The sequence below is a fragment of the Methanococcus mangrovi genome (assembly GCF_054506835.1).
Map to the genome: position 1 here is coordinate 556,939 of NZ_CP197114.1, position 17,969 is coordinate 574,907.

At 32.9% G+C, this 17,969-nt stretch carries 22 protein-coding genes; 11 read left to right on the top strand and 11 right to left on the bottom strand.

What is annotated here, in order from left to right; translation table 11 throughout:
* Positions 1-43: 43 nt before the first annotated feature.
* The 3 genes from ACS5L2_RS02975 to ACS5L2_RS02985 all read right to left on the bottom strand — a co-directional run bounded on the left by ACS5L2_RS02975 (position 44) and on the right by ACS5L2_RS02985 (position 1,175).
* Positions 44-277: a 50S ribosomal protein L14e gene (locus ACS5L2_RS02975; RefSeq protein ID WP_011170569.1), complete on the bottom strand. Its 234-nt coding sequence runs from the start codon at positions 275-277 to the stop codon at positions 44-46.
* Between the two features lie 82 nt (positions 278-359).
* On the bottom strand, positions 360-896 hold the full coding sequence (cmk, locus tag ACS5L2_RS02980; protein ID WP_459202281.1) for a (d)CMP kinase: 537 nt from the start codon (positions 894-896) through the stop codon (positions 360-362).
* Between the two features lie 9 nt (positions 897-905).
* Complete coding sequence (locus ACS5L2_RS02985; protein WP_459202282.1) at positions 906-1,175, bottom strand: 50S ribosomal protein L34e; 270 nt, start codon at positions 1,173-1,175, stop codon at positions 906-908.
* A gap of 328 nt (positions 1,176-1,503) precedes the next feature.
* Between ACS5L2_RS02985 and ACS5L2_RS02990 the strand changes: the two genes are divergently transcribed.
* Together ACS5L2_RS02990 and ACS5L2_RS02995 are read left to right on the top strand one after the other, a co-directional pair.
* Positions 1,504-1,710 carry a TOBE domain-containing protein gene (locus tag ACS5L2_RS02990; protein WP_459202283.1) on the top strand — a complete coding sequence of 69 codons (207 nt, stop codon included), beginning with the start codon at positions 1,504-1,506 and terminating at the stop codon, positions 1,708-1,710.
* Between the two features lie 166 nt (positions 1,711-1,876).
* Complete coding sequence (locus ACS5L2_RS02995; protein WP_459202284.1) at positions 1,877-2,275, top strand: helix-turn-helix domain-containing protein; 399 nt, start codon at positions 1,877-1,879, stop codon at positions 2,273-2,275.
* A gap of 212 nt (positions 2,276-2,487) precedes the next feature.
* Here ACS5L2_RS02995 and feoB read toward each other — a convergent pair whose 3' ends face one another.
* From feoB to ACS5L2_RS03010, 3 genes are all read right to left on the bottom strand, one after another.
* On the bottom strand, positions 2,488-4,431 hold the full coding sequence (feoB, locus tag ACS5L2_RS03000; RefSeq protein ID WP_459202285.1) for a ferrous iron transport protein B: 1,944 nt from the start codon (positions 4,429-4,431) through the stop codon (positions 2,488-2,490).
* Positions 4,424-4,585, bottom strand: coding sequence for a hypothetical protein (locus ACS5L2_RS03005; protein WP_459202286.1), 162 nt, complete (start codon positions 4,583-4,585; stop codon positions 4,424-4,426). The genes feoB and ACS5L2_RS03005 overlap by 8 nt, the downstream gene beginning before the upstream one ends.
* Positions 4,586-4,706: 121 nt before the next feature.
* Positions 4,707-4,913: a FeoA family protein gene (locus ACS5L2_RS03010; RefSeq protein WP_459202287.1), complete on the bottom strand. Its 207-nt coding sequence runs from the start codon at positions 4,911-4,913 to the stop codon at positions 4,707-4,709.
* A 112-nt stretch (positions 4,914-5,025) separates the two neighbouring features.
* Between ACS5L2_RS03010 and ACS5L2_RS03015 the strand changes: the two genes are divergently transcribed.
* The 8 genes from ACS5L2_RS03015 to ACS5L2_RS03050 all read left to right on the top strand — a co-directional run bounded on the left by ACS5L2_RS03015 (position 5,026) and on the right by ACS5L2_RS03050 (position 13,871).
* Positions 5,026-5,430 (top strand): metal-dependent transcriptional regulator, encoded by a 405-nt coding sequence (locus ACS5L2_RS03015; protein ID WP_459202288.1) that lies wholly within the window; start codon positions 5,026-5,028, stop codon positions 5,428-5,430.
* A gap of 159 nt (positions 5,431-5,589) precedes the next feature.
* On the top strand, positions 5,590-6,753 hold the full coding sequence (locus tag ACS5L2_RS03020) for an ATP-binding protein (protein ID WP_459202289.1): 1,164 nt from the start codon (positions 5,590-5,592) through the stop codon (positions 6,751-6,753).
* 106 nt (positions 6,754-6,859) lie between these two features.
* Entirely contained in the window at positions 6,860-7,435 is a 576-nt protein-coding gene (gene rbr / locus ACS5L2_RS03025) for a rubrerythrin (RefSeq protein WP_459202290.1), read from the top strand.
* 140 nt (positions 7,436-7,575) lie between these two features.
* A complete protein-coding gene (locus tag ACS5L2_RS03030; protein ID WP_459202291.1) occupies positions 7,576-8,769 on the top strand; it encodes an ABC transporter permease in 1,194 nt (397 codons plus the stop codon).
* Between the two features lie 2 nt (positions 8,770-8,771).
* A complete protein-coding gene (locus ACS5L2_RS03035; protein WP_459202292.1) occupies positions 8,772-9,500 on the top strand; it encodes an ABC transporter ATP-binding protein in 729 nt (242 codons plus the stop codon).
* A gap of 196 nt (positions 9,501-9,696) precedes the next feature.
* Positions 9,697-10,932 carry a COG1361 S-layer family protein gene (locus ACS5L2_RS03040; RefSeq protein WP_459202293.1) on the top strand — a complete coding sequence of 412 codons (1,236 nt, stop codon included), beginning with the start codon at positions 9,697-9,699 and terminating at the stop codon, positions 10,930-10,932.
* 35 nt (positions 10,933-10,967) lie between these two features.
* A complete protein-coding gene (locus ACS5L2_RS03045) occupies positions 10,968-11,510 on the top strand; it encodes a winged helix-turn-helix domain-containing protein (protein ID WP_459202294.1) in 543 nt (180 codons plus the stop codon).
* A 126-nt stretch (positions 11,511-11,636) separates the two neighbouring features.
* Positions 11,637-13,871: a beta-propeller domain-containing protein gene (locus tag ACS5L2_RS03050; protein ID WP_459202295.1), complete on the top strand. Its 2,235-nt coding sequence runs from the start codon at positions 11,637-11,639 to the stop codon at positions 13,869-13,871.
* Between the two features lie 95 nt (positions 13,872-13,966).
* Here ACS5L2_RS03050 and ACS5L2_RS03055 read toward each other — a convergent pair whose 3' ends face one another.
* From ACS5L2_RS03055 to ACS5L2_RS03070, 4 genes are all read right to left on the bottom strand, one after another.
* Positions 13,967-14,155, bottom strand: a complete 189-nt coding sequence (locus tag ACS5L2_RS03055; RefSeq protein WP_011170583.1) for a 50S ribosomal protein L24e — start codon at positions 14,153-14,155, stop codon at positions 13,967-13,969.
* A 19-nt stretch (positions 14,156-14,174) separates the two neighbouring features.
* Complete coding sequence (locus ACS5L2_RS03060; RefSeq protein WP_459202296.1) at positions 14,175-14,405, bottom strand: 30S ribosomal protein S28e; 231 nt, start codon at positions 14,403-14,405, stop codon at positions 14,175-14,177.
* 39 nt (positions 14,406-14,444) lie between these two features.
* The gene (gene rpl7ae / locus ACS5L2_RS03065; protein ID WP_048058475.1) at positions 14,445-14,798 is read right to left on the bottom strand and encodes a 50S ribosomal protein L7Ae; all 354 of its coding nucleotides are present in this window, start codon (positions 14,796-14,798) and stop codon (positions 14,445-14,447) included.
* Between the two features lie 146 nt (positions 14,799-14,944).
* Positions 14,945-15,922, bottom strand: coding sequence for a methanogenesis marker 12 protein (locus tag ACS5L2_RS03070; RefSeq protein ID WP_459202297.1), 978 nt, complete (start codon positions 15,920-15,922; stop codon positions 14,945-14,947).
* 143 nt (positions 15,923-16,065) lie between these two features.
* Here ACS5L2_RS03070 and ACS5L2_RS03075 point away from each other — a divergent pair, with 143 nt between their 5' ends.
* Positions 16,066-17,079 (top strand): DUF354 domain-containing protein, encoded by a 1,014-nt coding sequence (locus tag ACS5L2_RS03075; protein WP_459202298.1) that lies wholly within the window; start codon positions 16,066-16,068, stop codon positions 17,077-17,079.
* A gap of 1 nt (position 17,080) precedes the next feature.
* Here ACS5L2_RS03075 and ACS5L2_RS03080 read toward each other — a convergent pair whose 3' ends face one another.
* The gene (locus ACS5L2_RS03080; RefSeq protein ID WP_459202299.1) at positions 17,081-17,959 is read right to left on the bottom strand and encodes a cation diffusion facilitator family transporter; all 879 of its coding nucleotides are present in this window, start codon (positions 17,957-17,959) and stop codon (positions 17,081-17,083) included.
* Between the last annotated feature and the right edge of the window lie 10 nt (positions 17,960-17,969).

A 17,969-nucleotide genomic window follows, 5' to 3' on the forward strand; every position in this document is an offset into this window, starting at 1 on the left:
TAAAAAAAAGAAATTTAAGTGCGATTTTAGCACTGATTTGGAGTTATAATAAGCCTGCTGCATCTAAAGCTAACTTAACTTCTTCGGTTGAAGCTGCTTTTTCTAAATCAACTTTTTTGTCTGTTGGTTCAACGTGTTTTAAGTTGCATCTTCTTCTTTTAACGCTACCGTCGATAACTACAAAGTTTTTGTCTAATACTTCAACGATAACACAGGTGTTTCCTGCTTCTCTTCCTAATGTTTTGATGCAAACTCTTCCTACTTCAATTGCTGCCATAATTATTACCTCGTCTTATTTTTTGTTAATGTGAATGTCGCCAATCACATGTCATACTTCAAACAGAGAGATTTATTACCATCTAAGCTTTCAAGTTTTCTATGGCTCTTTCGATGATATTAAATACCCCATTGGCGTCCCATTTCGAGGACTCGATTGTTATATCGTATATTGATAAATCATCAATTTCGATATTATATATTTCTTTGTATCTTTTCTTTTCGCTAGCTTCTCTTGAAATCATTTTTTCAAGTGCCAAATCAACGTTCTCGTTTTCACGTTCGCTGATTCTAATGCATCTTACCATCGGGTCTGCTTTAAGCCAAATGCTTAAATCCGGTTTTATGTCACTTTTTTTGAGGATCCATCCTGCAAGTCTACCTTCAAGGATTAAATCCCCTGATTGAGCTGCCTCAACCTGTCTTCTGTCAATTTCGTTGTCAACTTCAGTATTTGTTTCTGCATAACTGCTGAATTCTTGGAGGGTCATATTCATTTCTTTTGCCATGTCTCTGAAGATAAATCCTGCACAGACGTGGTTTAACCCGTACTTTTCTGAAAGTAACTTAGAAGTCGTTGTAGTCCCTGTACCCGGTAATCCTCCAATGGTAATTATCATTATAGCACCTTAGAAGTTTCTAGCTTTTGCGACCATCATTTTTTTAACACATTTTGGGCACAAGTTGCCACCAAATGCTCTTTCTGGTCTTTTCTGCGTTTTAGCTAATTTTGTGATTTCTACTGCTCTTCCTCTTGGTACTCCATTTAATAAAGCACCGCAAGCGCCACACACAGCTTTTGATTGTTTTTTTCTTCTATAGTGCACGATTGAACTGTTTCCAGGTGCTTTTCTGTACACTTTTTTAGATGAACCTGACTTATATCTTGGGGCAGGCATAGTATAACCTCCAAATGGTTTTCCAAAATCTATTTTGTTTAAAAGTATATAAAGTTTAGGTACATCTCAGGGTATTTATTATATTAGCCATTTTTGTGCCGTTTATAGAATTTAATTCAAAAAAACAGCATCCACTGCAGGTTTAATTTTTTAAAAAATCGCAGGGAAAACAAAATTTGGAGAAAAGTCCAAAGTATGGCTGTACCATAACACCATAATTAGTACAACCATGTATAAAAAGTTTATCTACGTATAAACTGGAAAGTTTATAAATTAGTAAGTTTAAATAAACTATTGGACATAACAAATCTCATAGGAGGGGAGATGTATGAAGATGAGTATTAGAAATCAATTCAAGGGAAAAATACTCGAAATAGTCGAAGGACAGGTTGTTGCGAAGGTTGTATTGGATATTGGTGGTGGAAACACCATGGTTTCAGTAATCACCGTAGATGCAGAAAAAGACCTCAGCTTAAAAGTTGGGGATGAAGTAACTGTACTTGTTAAATCAACTTCCGTGATGATAGAAAAATAAATATCATGGCTGCATCAAATAACTTTTTTAATATGGGGTAATAATAAAAAATCGAATACCCCTTTATATATTTTGAAAAATAATGTATTTTTAAGGCCACTATTTTTATAAAACTATTTACCCAAATCCAAAAAACAAAAATCCAACGAAAATATATGGTGTCAATATGAGTAAAACTATAGAGAGTGTCGAAAAAACATTGATTGCTAACGTATCTTCTCTTTTATCAAGTGAAGTTCGGGCAAAAATATACATATTTTTAAGAATGAATCCCCAAAGTACTGTAGAAGAAATAGCAAAAGGAACTGGAATATACCCTTCAACCATCCGGGAATCAATATTTGAAATGTATAACGACGAGTACGTGATTCGAAAAAAAATGGATAGGGATGGACTTGGTAAAAAACCATATCTTTATTCTGCAATAGAACCTGCTGAATTAGTACAGTTAATTTCTGAATCAATAAAAGAAAAATTGAATGATTTAGCATCCGTTGATGAGATAATTAGCGGTAAAAATGTTGAAAATTCATTAAAAGTTGTTATTAAAGTAGAGTCTAATTAATCTACCTTTAATGATTTAACTCTTTTTAAATATTAATTAAAATGTTATTTTAGCTGTGTATCAGTAACTTTATGTTTTCTACGGTTTTAAAATCATCTTTATCTTCTAATCTAATCGTTATATCTATAAATTCCTTAATATGATATAACATGATTAATTTTGATATAAAGTTTTTTTAAAGGTTAAATTAAAAAAGTAAGTAATTATTTGGATTAAAATCCAAGTAATGTTCCAATATTGTATGTTATTATTCCAACAACTGTTGCAAGTACTAAATTATAACCTATTCCAAAAGCAGTCCATTTTAAACTCCTCGTTTCAAGGTAGAGTGTAGCAAGGGTTGCAAGGCACGGAATGTACAGAACTGATACAAGTGTCAGGACAAAAGCTTTTAATGGACTGAATGCTGTTGAAATGTTTTCAGGATATAATATACTAAAGCTTGAAACAACAAGTTCTTTTGCAAATATTCCAAAGATAAGGGATATTGCGGCTCTCCAGTCGAGTCCCATGTATAAAGTCACATGTTCAAGTATTTTTCCAACAACTGCGGCGTAATTTGCGTCAGGAGAAGGGTAGTTTACAAGCCCGTAGAATAAAAGCGAGCCTGCTGCAATAACAGTTCCTGCTTTTTTCAAAAATTCTTTACTTTTTTCCCAGGTCATTTTAATAATATTATCCCAATCAGGAATCCTGTAAGGGGGCAATTCAAAAATATAGTCTTCCGGTTCGCCTTTTATGAATTTGCTCAATATGTACGATACCATGAAGAGCAGTGCAAATGTAATTGCAAGAATACTTAAAGTAAATAATGCGGCATTTTCCATGAAAAAGAATGAAGCGAAAAACCCGATTATTACAAATCTTGCAGAGCATGGAACAAGAGGCGTTACTAAAAGGGTAATCAATCTTTCTTTATGGCTTGAAATGAATCTTGTACCCATCAATGCTGGAACGCTGCATCCAAATCCGGTAATTAATGGAATAAATGATTTTCCGCTTAATCCCATTTTGGACATGATCGAGTGCGTTAGTGCAGTAACTCTTGATAAGTAGCCGGTATCTTCAAGAAGGGATAGTGAAAACATTATTAAGAATACTATTGGGAAGAATTCAAGTACTCCGCCAACTCCAGCAACTAATCCATCAACGATTATCCCTGAAATTGATTCTGGCAGGATTTTCATTAAGTAATTTCCAAAAGCATCAAAAAAGGAGCCAATAATGCTTGCAAAAATGTCCCCAACTCCAAAAACAAAATTATACATCGTGTATAAGACTACCCCAAATATCAAAAGCCCGTAAACTGGATGAATCACAATCGTATCAATATCTTCGTATAATTCGCTGTTTACCATGACGCCGGCTAAAATTTCGTCGCATTTTTTGTATCTCTGTTCTACAATGTAGCTTTCAACATCATGTTTTATTTCATGTTCTATTTTAATTTTTAAGTCGTTTATAAATCTTATTAATTCAGGGTATTTTGAAAATTCAGCTACCACATCAGGGTCTTTTTCAAGAAGTGATATTGCAATCCACCTTTTTGGAAACGTTTCGTACTTTGAATTAATTTTAAAATGTTCATTTTCCAATTTGTTTACTATTATTTCAATATTTTCTTCTAAAAGAGCCGAATACGTAATTTTTACGGGTTCTACAGTTTTATAATTGTAAAGCGTTTCTTTTAAAGTATCAATCCCGATTTTATGTCTTCCAGACGTTCTTACCACGGGAATTCCTAATTTTTCACTTAATTTCTGGTCATTTACAAATATTCCAAATTTTTCTGCTTCATCAATTAAATTCAAGCATAAAATTGGGCTGATTCCAAGTTCCAAGAGCTGTACTGTTAAATAAAGATTCCTGTTAATGTTTGGGGTATCAATTACATCTATTACCGTGACCTGCTTATTTTCAATTATGTAGTCCCTTGCAATCTTCTGGTCTATCGAATCAGATGTTAAAGAATATATTCCAGGTAAATCGACTACAACGTAGCTTTCACTATTTTTTTTAAAGAATCCTTCCTTTTTTTCAACGGTAACCCCGGGCCAGTTTCCAATTCTCTGGCTCATACCTGTTAAGTGGTTGAAAAGAGTAGTTTTTCCAACATTGGGCTGTCCAAGCAGTGCGACAATGTTTTTTTCATCCATTATTTTCACCAGTTTTTAAATCAGTATTGCATTTTTTTCTACAGTATTTTTTTTCGCTACAGCATGAACAGCTGTTTTTTACTATTTTTTTTGAAATTTTAACAAGAATTTTTTCTAAAATACCTTCTTTTTTTTCGTTTTTTAAATTTTCCATGAATATCACACGAAATTTCATATCTTTTCCATATATTTTGGTTAGATTAAATAATTTAAGTAAACTTAAATATTTTCTTGTAAATTAGCTTATGTTTTTTCCAAATAAAAATATTCTTAAATTATTCTACAAAAATCGATTCTGCCATGCCCCTTCCAAGAGCAACTTTCGAGTTTCCAACTCTAATAAGTACGGGACCATGGTTAGTTTGTGATATTAGGGTTATTTTACAACCTGGAAGAATTCCAAGCTCGTAAAACTTTCTACAATGCCCCTCAACCTTTACAACCATGTATGATCCGGGGTCTTTTTGTAAAAGATTTTCCATGTAACCACCAAAATTATATATACAAATTAATTAAGATACATTAAATAATTTAACTTAGCTTAAATTTTATAATATTTTGAAACTATATATATTTTTTCATTTGGTGATTAGGTTGGTATCCCAAAACATCGAAGACTACCTTGAGAATATATTTTTATTTATACGAGAGAATAAACGGCCTGTAAAAACAACTGAACTTGCAAAATTAATGAATGTTCAGCCCGCTGCGGTAACAAGCATGGCCAAAAAGTTACATGGCGATGAACTGATAGACTATCAGCCGTATATTGGAATAACTCTTAAAGAATCAGGCGAAAAAATTGCAAAAGAAACCATTCGAAAGCACAGGATTATTGAGTATTTCCTGACTGAAATTTTGGGTCTTGATTTAGAGTTTGCACAAGAAGAAGCATGTAAAATAGAGCATGCAGTGTCGGATAAAACAATAGAAAAATTGTATGAATATATAGATAAACCAGAAAAATGTCCACACGGCTACAAAATAAATTTAAAGTAATTAAATAGTCTAACTTTTTTAAAATTTTGGAATAATCGAGTTTTTGTAGTGAATTTCTAAAAAAACTAAATCATAACGGTTAAATATTTTTTATTAATATATTTCATAGACACTTGTTTTGATTTTTTTAATGTTAATCTTAGTTCAGGGGTGCAGCTTATGGCCGGGAATATTAGTGATGAAGAAATTCAACAAAACATTTTAAAGCATCTCTATAAGATAAATAGTAGGGATAATGACGCTTTTTTGTCTTGTGAGATATTTAAAGAAGAATTAAGTCTTGAAAGGGCAGAACTCTATCGAAATATCGATATTTTAAAACAGAAAGGCTTTATCGAAATGGGAAATAACCCCGGAATAGTCGGATATTCCATAAGACTGTCTGAAAAGGGGATGGACACTTTTGAGAATCCAAAATTTACACGAGAAGAAATTGAAAAAGCCTATAAAACCTTTAAAATTTATGCTGAAGAAGTAACAAACGCATCTTACGATACATATATAAAATCACTCGCTGCATTTTTGAATTACTGTAAAAATAACGAAGTATTGGAGTTTGTAATTTTCAAATTCAATCTAATAGAACGCGATTTTGAAAAATGGTATGATAATTTTTTAAATTCAAAATTACATGCCCATACACTCCCGCTTGATGAAGACGAAAAAATTTCGATAATTTATAAATTTTTAAATGAAATCAATTCTGGAAAGATTAAAATTCCAGAATTTGTGAAATCAGCCTACAAAATTTCTGGAAAAACTGAAAAAACGATTAATAAATTTAATCAAAGCATTTTTTTGCATTTTGTACGTGGAATTGATATCCGGCTCAAAAAAATGATGAGCAAAGTTGAATCTTTCGAAAAACCCGAAACAAATGAAATAGTAGTGGCTACTAAAATGGAAACTCCAGCAATTTCAAAAATTGAACTGATAGATTCGGATTCACTTACTTCAAAAAGAAGGCTCGAAAACTTTGAGAAAGATAATAAAGTTGTAATTTATCCTTCGGAAGTAATTGATGGGGATGCAGTAAGTAGGAAACTATCAAAAACAACGTATAATATGGATAATCTTGAAAATGCATTATTAAATCTTTCAAAAGAACTTAGGGATGATAAAAAGTCAGTTGCAGCAATATCTGCAGTATATTTACTGTCAAAAAATATTGATTCTACAGATTTAGTCGAAACTCAAAAGCTTTTAAATGAGGCAGTATCCGCGGAACCATGTCTTAAAGAAAAGTTTAAAGACATTGCAATGGCTTCAAGCATTGAAGTGGCAAATACAAGTATAATTAAAGGAATACTCACACTTTTTTAATTTTTATTTTTAAATAAATCTCTAATTCTTTTTTAATGATTTAAATCTATAAAAAATATATAAAATGAATTTTATAAATTAACGCATGGTAAGAGAGGTGAATGCTTTGCAAAAAACAATAGAAAATCTTTCAAAAGCATTTATAGGGGAGAGTCAGGCTCGAAATAGATACACCATATATGCAAAAATAGCTCAAAAAGAAGGCTACGAAAAAATAGCCGAAATATTTACAATGACGGCAGAACAAGAGCGAGAACATGCTAAATGGTTATTTAAACTAATTAATTCGCTTAAAAAAGACGAATCTGAAATAATAATTGACGGGGCAGCAGTTCCAACTGCATATGGAACTACAGTCGAAAACTTAAAAGCTGCAGCATCTGGAGAAAATTATGAACACACTGAAATGTATCCAGAATTTGCAAAAATTGCAAAAGAAGAAGGATTAACTGAGATTTCAGACAGGCTTCTTGCGATTGCTCAAGCTGAAAAGCACCACGAACAACGGTATAAAAAATTAATAGAACAGCTTGAAAAAGATTCATTCTTCAAAAAAGATGAAGAAATTTACTGGACCTGCAAGAAGTGCGGATATTTGGTAAAAGGCAAAACTGCGCCAGTTGAATGTCCTTCATGCGGACACCCAACTGCATACTTTGAAAAACAGTGCGAAGAATATTAATCCCTTTTTTAATTTTTTTAGATAATTTTGTTTTTAAATTAAGTCAAAAAGAATATAAACCACGATATTCCCTTAGTTTATTAATGACTAAACTGGATAATCTATTTTCAACTTTCAGTCGGTAACTCCGGTGAAAATCAATGAAACTAAACGATATAGTTTCTTTTGCGGGAAGAAACATAACACAAAAGAAGACACAAAGTCTTTTAACGATAATTGGTATTGTTATAGGGATTTTAGCGATTGTAAGTCTTATTTCTCTTGGATACGGGGTTCAAAATTATATTACCGAAGAAATATCCAAAGCGGGAGCCAGCGTTATTACAATATACCCGTCACAGCAGATTACAAGTATTGCAATGTCTAAAAATTTTAACGATAGGGATTTAAGGGCTGTAGAAAATGTAAGGGGCGTTGATGTTTTGTTATATGGCTGGTTTGGGGGAACGCTAGTAACGTACAATGATCAGGAATACTATTCAAGCGTTTTTGCAACAAAAGCGTCAATATATCAAATATTTTTCACTGAAGCTTATGGATACGAGCTTGAAAAAGGTAGATGGATGAAAGACAGTGATACATACACTTGTGTAATCGGAAACAGTCTTTCAAAAGATACATTTGGTAGGGAAATAGATCTTGGGGATAAAATTGAAATTAATGGCAAAAAATACAAGGTAGTGGGCGTTTTAGAGCCATTAGGAAACCCTGATGATGATAACTCTATTGTAATTCCTTACGAAGCAGCTTCAGAAGTTTTTGATGTAACTGATGAGTATAATATATTCATGGTTAAAATACGGGATGGCGAAGATGTCACTAAAGTTGCAGACGAAATCGAAAAAGAACTTGAAGATTCAAGGGGGGACGAAAATTTCTCAGTTTTAACTTCAGAACAGCTTGCAGAATCAATTAACAGTATTTTTAGTGTTTTAACAATATTCTTAGTCGGTGTTGCAGGAATTTCATTACTCGTTGGAGCTGTAGGGATCTCAAACACGATGCACATGAGTATATTGGAAAGAAGAAAGGATATTGGAATTTTAAAGGCACTTGGCGCAGAAAATAACACGATACTTTCAATATTTGTTGTCGAAGCTGGATTTTTAGGACTATTCGGTGGAATTATTGGAACGATACTTGGAATATTAATTGCGAAATCTATCGAATACATTGCAGCAATTTCAGGATATGGATTGATTAGGGCATGGATTTCTTGGGAATTGATTGTTGGAGTTCTAATATTTTCATTTGTAGTTGGAATTTTAAGCGGCTACTTCCCTGCAAGAAGCGGTGCAAAATTAAACCCTGTTGATACTTTGAGAGGGGAATGATTATGACATTAATCGAAACAAAAAATGTAATAAAGACTTATGGTGTGGGCGAAGCTAAATCCAACGTTTTGAAAGGGGTTAATTTAAAAATTGAAGAAGGAGAATTTGTAATGATAATGGGTCCGAGTGGTTGTGGAAAATCCACTCTAATGAATATTTTGGGTCTTTTAGACGTTCCTTCAAAGGGTGACGTTTACATAAAAGGTAAAAAAACCACGAAAATGAATGAAAATGAGCGTGCAGTATTTAGGAGAAAAATTAGTGGGTTTATATTCCAGCAGTTTCATTTAATCGGAACTTTAACAGCGTTAGGAAATGTTGAACTTCCGATGACGTTGGATGGAAAAGATGAAACTTTCAGGAAAAAACGAGCCAAGGAACTATTAAATATGGTTGGACTTAGTGAGCGGGAAAGTTATAAACCATCCCAGCTTTCCGGGGGGCAGCAGCAAAGGGTTGCAATTGCAAGGTCCCTTTCAAATAATCCAAAGCTGCTGTTTGCAGATGAACCAACTGGGAATCTTGACAGTAAAAGCGGTAAACAGGTAATGGAGATACTTGAGAACTTACATTCCGAAGGAATGACAATTATAATGGTTACTCACGATAGTTACATGATAAAATATGCTACAAAGGTTATACGAATGAAAGATGGTGAAATTCTTGAAATTGATCGGGTTAAAGATGGCGAAGTTGTTGAAACCGAGGTTATTAAAAAAGAGGAGCAATGAATTTTACAGTTAATCTTACAAATAACCCTTTCAGGCGGATTTAAAATAAATTTACTTTAACCGCTCTTGGAAATTTTAAATTAAAAAGATTTAAAAAATGTAAAAATAACTGGTTGGTGGGAAAATGTAATGTTTTATACAATATGTAACATGATTTTGTTAAATAACCGACCTTAAAATTAAAAAGAGTGATATAATGAGACTTTCAGTTAAGTCTGGGGTATTATTGCTTGTATTTGCATTGGTAGCAAGTTCTTATGCGTTATCCTTGGATGATCCGCAGTACGAGGTGGATAATTCGGAATTTGGAGAAACAAATCCAAACGTTATACACCCTGGAGACGATGTAAATATCTGGATAAAGGTAGTTAACGACAACTATGATAAACAGTTAAAGGATATATCCGTAGAAATAAGCCCGCACTATCCGTTTGAAATAAAGCAGGTAAATCCTGAAACGGGAGTTGCCGAAATTTCACACCTTAACGAGGGTGAAAGTGATACTGCATACTTTAAGATACACGTGAGTGAGAACGCGCCTTCTGATGAGTACAGAATTGATGTTACCGTGACTGCAACAGAGTATGACTCTGGGGAAGAGCCAAATGAAAGAGAAAAAACATTAACAAAAATATACTACGTTCCAATATATGGAATAGCTAAATTTGAAATTAATTTAGACGATAACAACCCGATAAACCCTTCTGAATCAGAAGAGCTTGAAGTATATATTAAAAACCAGGGAACAGGAACTGCAAAATATTTAACGCTAAATTTAGCCGGAACAAGCGAGTTAAATATTGTTGGTCCGACAACATTTTATTTAGAATCACTATCACCTCAAACTCAAAAGTTGATAACTGTTGATGCATATGCAGTTCCAACAACTGAGGACGGGATTTACCCGATAAATGCGAATATTGAATGGATTGGGGAAGACGGTGCAGAATATACCTCATCAATTCCGATAAATTTGAAAGTAAAAAGTACAATTTTTGATAACCAGCCGTTTTTATACCTTGATGGTGTACAGCCAATTTCTGGAGGTCAGGAAGTAACAATTGCGCTTGCAAACAGGGGAACTTCAAAATTAAAACACTGTGTACTTGAAGTTGATGGTGCAGTTGAATTAAATGATAATTACATTCGATATATTGGGGATTTAGAAGAAGACGATTCTGATTCAGGCATATATGAATTAGAGGTCTTTGGAGATTCAAAAACAAATATCACTGCAACATTGACGTACTTTAATGAATACCACGAAGAATATACGATTACACAGGAATTTGAACTTGACCCTGCTAACAGCCAGGTAAAACAGGAAGGAACAAACTATACTTTTATCGTGGTAATTGTTGTTTTAGCAGTTGTTGCATACATTTTATATAGAAGATGGAAAAAGAGAAAAGACTCTGAAGAAGAAAATTAATTATTTTTTTCTTAACTTTTATTAAGTGATTAATGATGACAGGCCTTGAAGTTAACAAAAAGTTTTTAAAAGCACTATCCTCGCGCTCAAGAATATCCATTTTAAAAGCACTCGGAAATAAAAATTATACTGTAACCGAACTTTCAAAAAGTCTGAAACTATCCAAATCAACAGTTCACGAACATTTATCAATATTGGTTGATGGAGAACTTGTAAAAAGGAATGAAGATGGTAGAAAATGGGTATACTATGGATTAACGGAAAAAGGACAGTATTTGATCAGAAATGATATTGAAAAAATGGTAATATTGTTCCCGATGTCTGTAATCGTATTTTTAAGCGGGTTATACAGTATAATGTTCCTTAAACTTGGAAAAAAATTACTTTCAACGGATTTAGATACGTATGGTACATGTGAGGCGTTAAGCGCTGGATCAGATGTAGCAACTTGTAGGATTTCAGAACCCGTAACTGCCGTTAGTTCTGATTTAAATTTATTGATTGGTACAGGATTGATTTTAATAAGTTTACTTATGGCATATCACGTAATTTCAAAAATCGTGTACAGGTCTAATTAATTATTTTTTTATTTTTCACGTTTTTATTTTACTTAAAAAAAATGTTCGGAACTCACCGAACGATTTAAAAACTATTTTTAAGTGTTTACAACACAGTATTATTATGACGATAAAACGGTGATTTTTATGAATCGCAATATAATCATTATTTTGGGGCTACTCATCGTAACTTCCGCAGTTTTTTTAACCTATAATCCGGAAGATTTAAAAATAAATTATACTGGGGATTTTAAGGTAGTTCCGGTAAATTCAGAAGAAAACTTCAATAATTTTTTAAAACAGGTATCAAGTTCAGGATATTATCTTAGTGGCAGTAATTATGCAGTAAAAGAATATGCTGTAACATCCGAGATTGCTTACGATAGTGATTCAAGGGCTTCAGGATATTCGGAAGAGAGATATTCAGAGACAAATGTTCAGGTAGTAGGGGTTGACGAAGCGGATATTGTAAAAACAAACGGTGAATTTATATTTTATACAACGCAAGGTCCAACATGGGGTAATTACTGGGGGCAGGTTACATATACAATTGATGCATTACCTCCTGAAACCGCTCAAATAATTGGAAATATCACTGATGGCGGTAATCTTTACCTTGACGGGGATAATTTAATTGTAATAACTTATGATGGAATAAAAAACTACAATATTTCAAATCCAAAAGCGCCTGAATTAATATGGGCAAAAGATTTAAACGGTTCATATGTTGATTCAAGATTAATCAATGGAAAACTGTACATGATAGTTCAAGAATATGGAATAAATGGGCCTATAATCTGGAATAACGTTAGAATTGATTATGATAATATATACATCCCGATAATTCCAGATATTATCTACAACGACTTTGAAACCACATACATAGTTTCATCGATAGATGTTGAAAGTGGGGATATTGAAAACACGGCTGCATTAGTTGGTTCCTACAGCAATACTGTGTATGTTACCAAAGACAGTATTTATTTTGCTTATGAATTAGATTATGATGAAGATAAACTGATGATGAAGTTTGTGGCGGAAAATAGTGCTAAATATTTCCCAAAAGAAGTTACAGACAAACTTGATCGGGTATTTTCAAATACTGATTTTGGAGACAATGCAAAATATGTACAGATGACTGAAATTCTCGAAGATTATTTAAAAACACTATCCTCAGAAGAAATGAATAATTTAGAAAATGAAATTGAAAATGATTATGAAATTTATTTGAAAGAAAACTGGGAAGAACTTGAAGGAACAGGTATTGCAAAAATAAGTCTCGATGATTTTAAAGTAACAAGTGGAAAAGTTCCTGGAACAATTTTAAACAGCTTTTCAATGGATGAATACGAAGGAAATTTAAGAATTGCAACAACAATTGGAAATGACTGGAGATTTAGGGATATTCAAACAAATAACATCTACGTATTCGATGAAAATATGGATGTTATCGGGAAAGTGACGGGCCTTGAAGAAGGAGAAAGAATATACTCTGCAAGGTTTATTGGGGACAAAGCTTACATTGTAACATATAAAGAAACCGATCCATTACTCGTAATTGATTTAAAAGACCCGGAAAATCCAGAAGTAATTGGTGAACTGAAAATTCCAGGATATTCTACTTATTTACACCCAATTGGAAACAATAAAGTAATTGGAATTGGAAAAGATGACCAGAATATGGTAAAAATTTCATTATTTGATATAACTGACCTTGAAAATCCAAAAGAACTTTCAAAATATTCCTTAAACGAATACTGGTCAACTGCTCTTTACGAACACCACGCATTTTTGTGGGATTCTGAAAAAGAAATACTCGTACTTCCTGCAGGAAGCCACGCATATGCTTTTGAAGTTAAAGAAAACGGAATTAAAATGGTTAAAGATGACGTTTTCAAAGACTACAGCGTTTTGAGGTCTTTATATATCGGAGATTACTTATACACGTTTTCAAACTATGAAGTACACGTAATTAATGAAAATACCTGGGAAACCGTGAAAAAAATTAATCTACCAAAATATGAATACCCATATTATGGACCATACGTCGAACCAGCGGAAGATTCTACTGATACGAAAATAGAAACCATTGACGAAAAAATAAATGTCGGGGAAACCTTAACAATAACGCTTGATGAAAACCCTACAACTGGCTACACGTGGAATTATTCTATAAGCGATGACGATAAAATAGAATTATCGTTTGACGAATATATCCAAGATGAAGTAGAAGATGGAATTGTTGGTGCAGGCGGGGTTCATGAATGGACATTTAATGCAACTGAATCTGGAGAAGTAGAGCTAAAATTTGATTACTACCGTTCATGGGAAGGAATTGAAAATTCTGCAAACACCGTAGTTTATAAAATAACAATTGAATAATTAAAAAAATTCATTTCTTTTTTTTAAATTTTTAAAATATTTTTCAAAAAAGCTAATTTTAATTTTAAACCAATATTAAAAAAGATTTAGAGGAGTTATTGTCCTCTGTTGATTCTTTTAAATGTGTTAGTCCATTTTAATTTTCTTCCAACTCTTCCGAGTTTGAAGTTCTTTTCACACTTTGATGAACAGAAGTGCATAACTGAACCGTCTTTTTTAACGTATTTTTTTCCGCATCCAGGTTCAATTGTGCCTTCACAAAAGCTACATGTTTTCCATTCCATTGTAATCACCTAGCGGGAATTATTTCCTTCTTTTACCGAGTTGTTTTGCTTCTCTTTCGGTTTCTCTTAACATGATGAAGTCACCTAATTTAACAGGTCCTTTCACGTTTCTTGTTAAGATTCTGCCTGTGTCTTTTCCACCTAAGATTTTGCATCTTACTTGGAAAATTTCACCAGTAACTCCTGTTCTTCCGTTAACTTGGATAACTTCAGCAGCTACTGCTTCCTGGTATACCATCTCATCAGCCATTTAAATCACCTGATTTTATTTAATTGTTAGCTGCTAAACTTATGCTTTTAATCCATTTAATTTTTCAACTAAATCTTTTAATTCGTCAGCGTTTCCTTCAGCAACAACTGCAATAGCTGATGTAGGTACTTCTAAACCAGCAGCTTTTCCTAAAGCTTCTTTTGTTGAACTGTATGAGTATGCAATTCCTTTTTCGTCACAGATTACTGGAATGTGTGCAACGATTTCTTCAGGTTGTACATCTTGTGCGATTACAACTAATTTTGCAATTCCTTTTTCTACTGCTTTTGTAACTTCGTTAGCGCCTTTTTTGATTTTTTCAGCGTTAGCAACTACTTCTGCAGTTTTTTCTTCGAGTTCTTGTGATATTTCAAATTTAACATATACAGCCATATTATGACCTCCTTCATCACTTAAAAAAATTTTTTTATCCGGATGGCGCCCACTCATATCATCATGGTTTTAAAAGAGCGGCAACTACCATATATCGAAAAGTGGTATATAATGGTTATGGTACAAAGTCTAAAAATTTAGAAAATTTAAAAATCAACCTGTATTCCAAGAATTTCCTTTTTACCATTTAAGATATCCTCTGCAATCATTGCGCTACCTATTGCACCACTTTCTTCATCTAAAACCAGGACATTTCTATTGATATTCTCTTTTATCATTTCAGAAACATTCGGGTTTTTCCAAGTGCCAATGGAGCCTGCAAGAATCACGTTTTTGTCAGGATTTAAAAACATTAAAGAGTTTATTTCCATCGAAACACTTAAAACAAGTGAATCAACTGCCAATGTGCATTTTTCATCCTTTTTGTAGTTATTCATAATTTCAAATTTAGTATCTTCAACGCCTTTGTAAGAATCTGTAATTTTAACGACTCCTGCTTTTGAAAAAGCATCATTTGCAGTAATTTTTTTTGCATCGATATTTCTAATTAATTCAAGATCAAGGGGTCCGTGTAATATTCCAACAGCACCAACGCATGCATCAAATCCGCCGAATATTTTTCCATTTTTTATCAAAAGTGTGACAGTATTTGAGGAAATGTCTGACAGAATGAAATTTTCAAATCCAAACGTTTTGTAAGCATTGTAGCAGATGGATATTTTTTCTGGAGATGCAATATGTGAAAAAAGAGCGTTAAATCTTTCATCCATACTTTTTACGCCCTTGTGAAGTCCCGGAATGACAACTGCAGGAATATTTGATGATTTTATCTCATCGTAAACTCTCGTTCCGCCACCAATCTTTTTTCCAATTCCTTCAAGGTTTATTACTCCCCTATTTTCAACTTTTTTTATATCGGTTATTTTATCTATTCCGTCCCCCATTGAGTAGCATACGCCCATCAGATCGATGTCATTTAAATTAACATATTTTTCAAGTTCTTTTAAAAATGAATTTTCGTTTATTTCAGTTCTTTTCATCTTAAAAATAGATTTTACAGTTTTGTTTTCCATCACACATGCGGTAATTCCCGATGTGCCGTGATCAATCCCTACAATAATCATAATCTCCCATACAAAAGATAATAAATTTCAAATACCAATAATTATATATAAAACAGTGCTACTTTATTAAAGAACTTTTTGATTCAATATCATTACTAAATAGAATTATTTTAGTGATCCAGTAGAAATTTATTGGTGATTTTATGGACGTATGGATCGATTTAACAAATTCCCCGCATATTCATTACTTCTCGCAATTAATTGACAAATTCAACAAGGAAGGAATCGAATATTACATAACTGCAAGAAAATTTCAAAGTTTAGAGGATTTAATAGATATTTATGGTTACGATTATATTTCTGTTGGAAATCATGCAGATTCGTTAGAAGAAAAGCTTATAAATTCTTCAAAAAGAGTAATTGAACTCACAAAAATTGTAAAGAAGTTAGACCCGAAAATTGCAATTGCAAAACACTCTGTAGAACTTCCAAGAGTAGCTTTTGGAATGAATATCCATTCAATATTTGTTTTAGATAATGAACACGCGAGTGCACAGAACAGGTTAACTATCCCGCTTGTAAACGACGTAATATGTCCAGAAGGCACAAAATTGGTCTTAAACGGGAGTTCTTTTGGAAAAGATATCGATTCATTTGCAGGAACTTGTGAAGTTTCTAATGTTAATTCAAGGTTAAATTCTTCATTTTCAATCGATGAATCAATAAAGGAAAAATTAAATATCGATGAATCACTGCCCTTAGCAATAATGAGACCAAGACCTAATTCTTCGTACTGCAACGGGAAAAAAGACATTATTCCAATGATAATTGATAAATTAAAGAGTCAAATGGACTGTAATATCGTTGCATTTCCAAGAGATGAAGAACAAAGGGAAAAATACGTATCAATGGGCGTAATTGTTCCAAAAACAATCGATGCAATATCTTTGCTTTACTATTCAGATGCAATGATTGGTGCTGGTGGAACGATGAACCGTGAAGCGGCAGTTTTGGGTGTTCCAACGATTTCGTGCTACCCTGAAAAGCTTTTGGGTGTTGATAACTACCTGATAGACAAAGAAAGAATGATTCACACAAGAGATTTAGATGAAATTGTAAATCACGTGATGGATAACATCGGAAAAAGAAATAATGGAATAACTCTCGAAGACCCGACAAAATTGATGTTTGAAAAAGTTGTTGAAAGTTTAAGCTAAATTATTCTTTTAAATAAGGGTTCACATGAACCATACAGTGTTTTACCTTTTTTAATTTACTTTCAATTTTTGAATGGACATTTTCTGAAATGTTATGTGCTTCAATTAATGATAAATCTTTATTAACTGAAATTTCAACGTCAACATAGATTTTGTTTGAATGAATTCTCGTCTTTAACACATCTATTCCCAAAACCCCGTCAACTGAAAGAATTATTTCTTCAATTTCTTCAATGGTTTTCGGGTCTGCAGCTGTGTCTAAAAGCTGGTTTAATGCATCGTAATATATCTCAAACGCCATTTTTGCAATGAATAATGAAATTAATATTGATGCAAGGGGGTCGAGTATTGGATATCCAAGTTTTGCTCCAACAACCCCTACTAATGTTCCTACCGATGAAAAAGCATCGGATCTATGGTGATAAGCATCAGCAAGGAGTGCGGAGCTGTCAATTTTGTTAGCAGCTTTTGCAGTGTATTTATACATCCATTCTTTTACAAAAATAGAAATCAATGCTGCAATTACGGTTATATTTTCTGGAATTTGATAATTTTTACTGAGAATCGTTGTTAAACCGCAGTAAAAAATCATCAACGCAGTTGCAAGTAAAATTACGGCTAAAATTTTTGTCAGGGCAGGTTCTATTCTTTCGTGTCCGTAAGGGTGGGATTCATCGGCAGGCTTTTCTGAGAGTTTTAACCCAAGCATCACAACAACAGTGGTTAAAATATCGGAAAATGAATGCATTCCATCTGCAATTAAAGCACTACTCTTTCCAAATACTCCGGCAAGTATTTTTAAGATTGATAGCCCGATATTTGCAACAATCGTGATTTTGGAAATTTTATTTCCGATTTTTATTCTTTCAGAAACTTCCACATTATCGTCT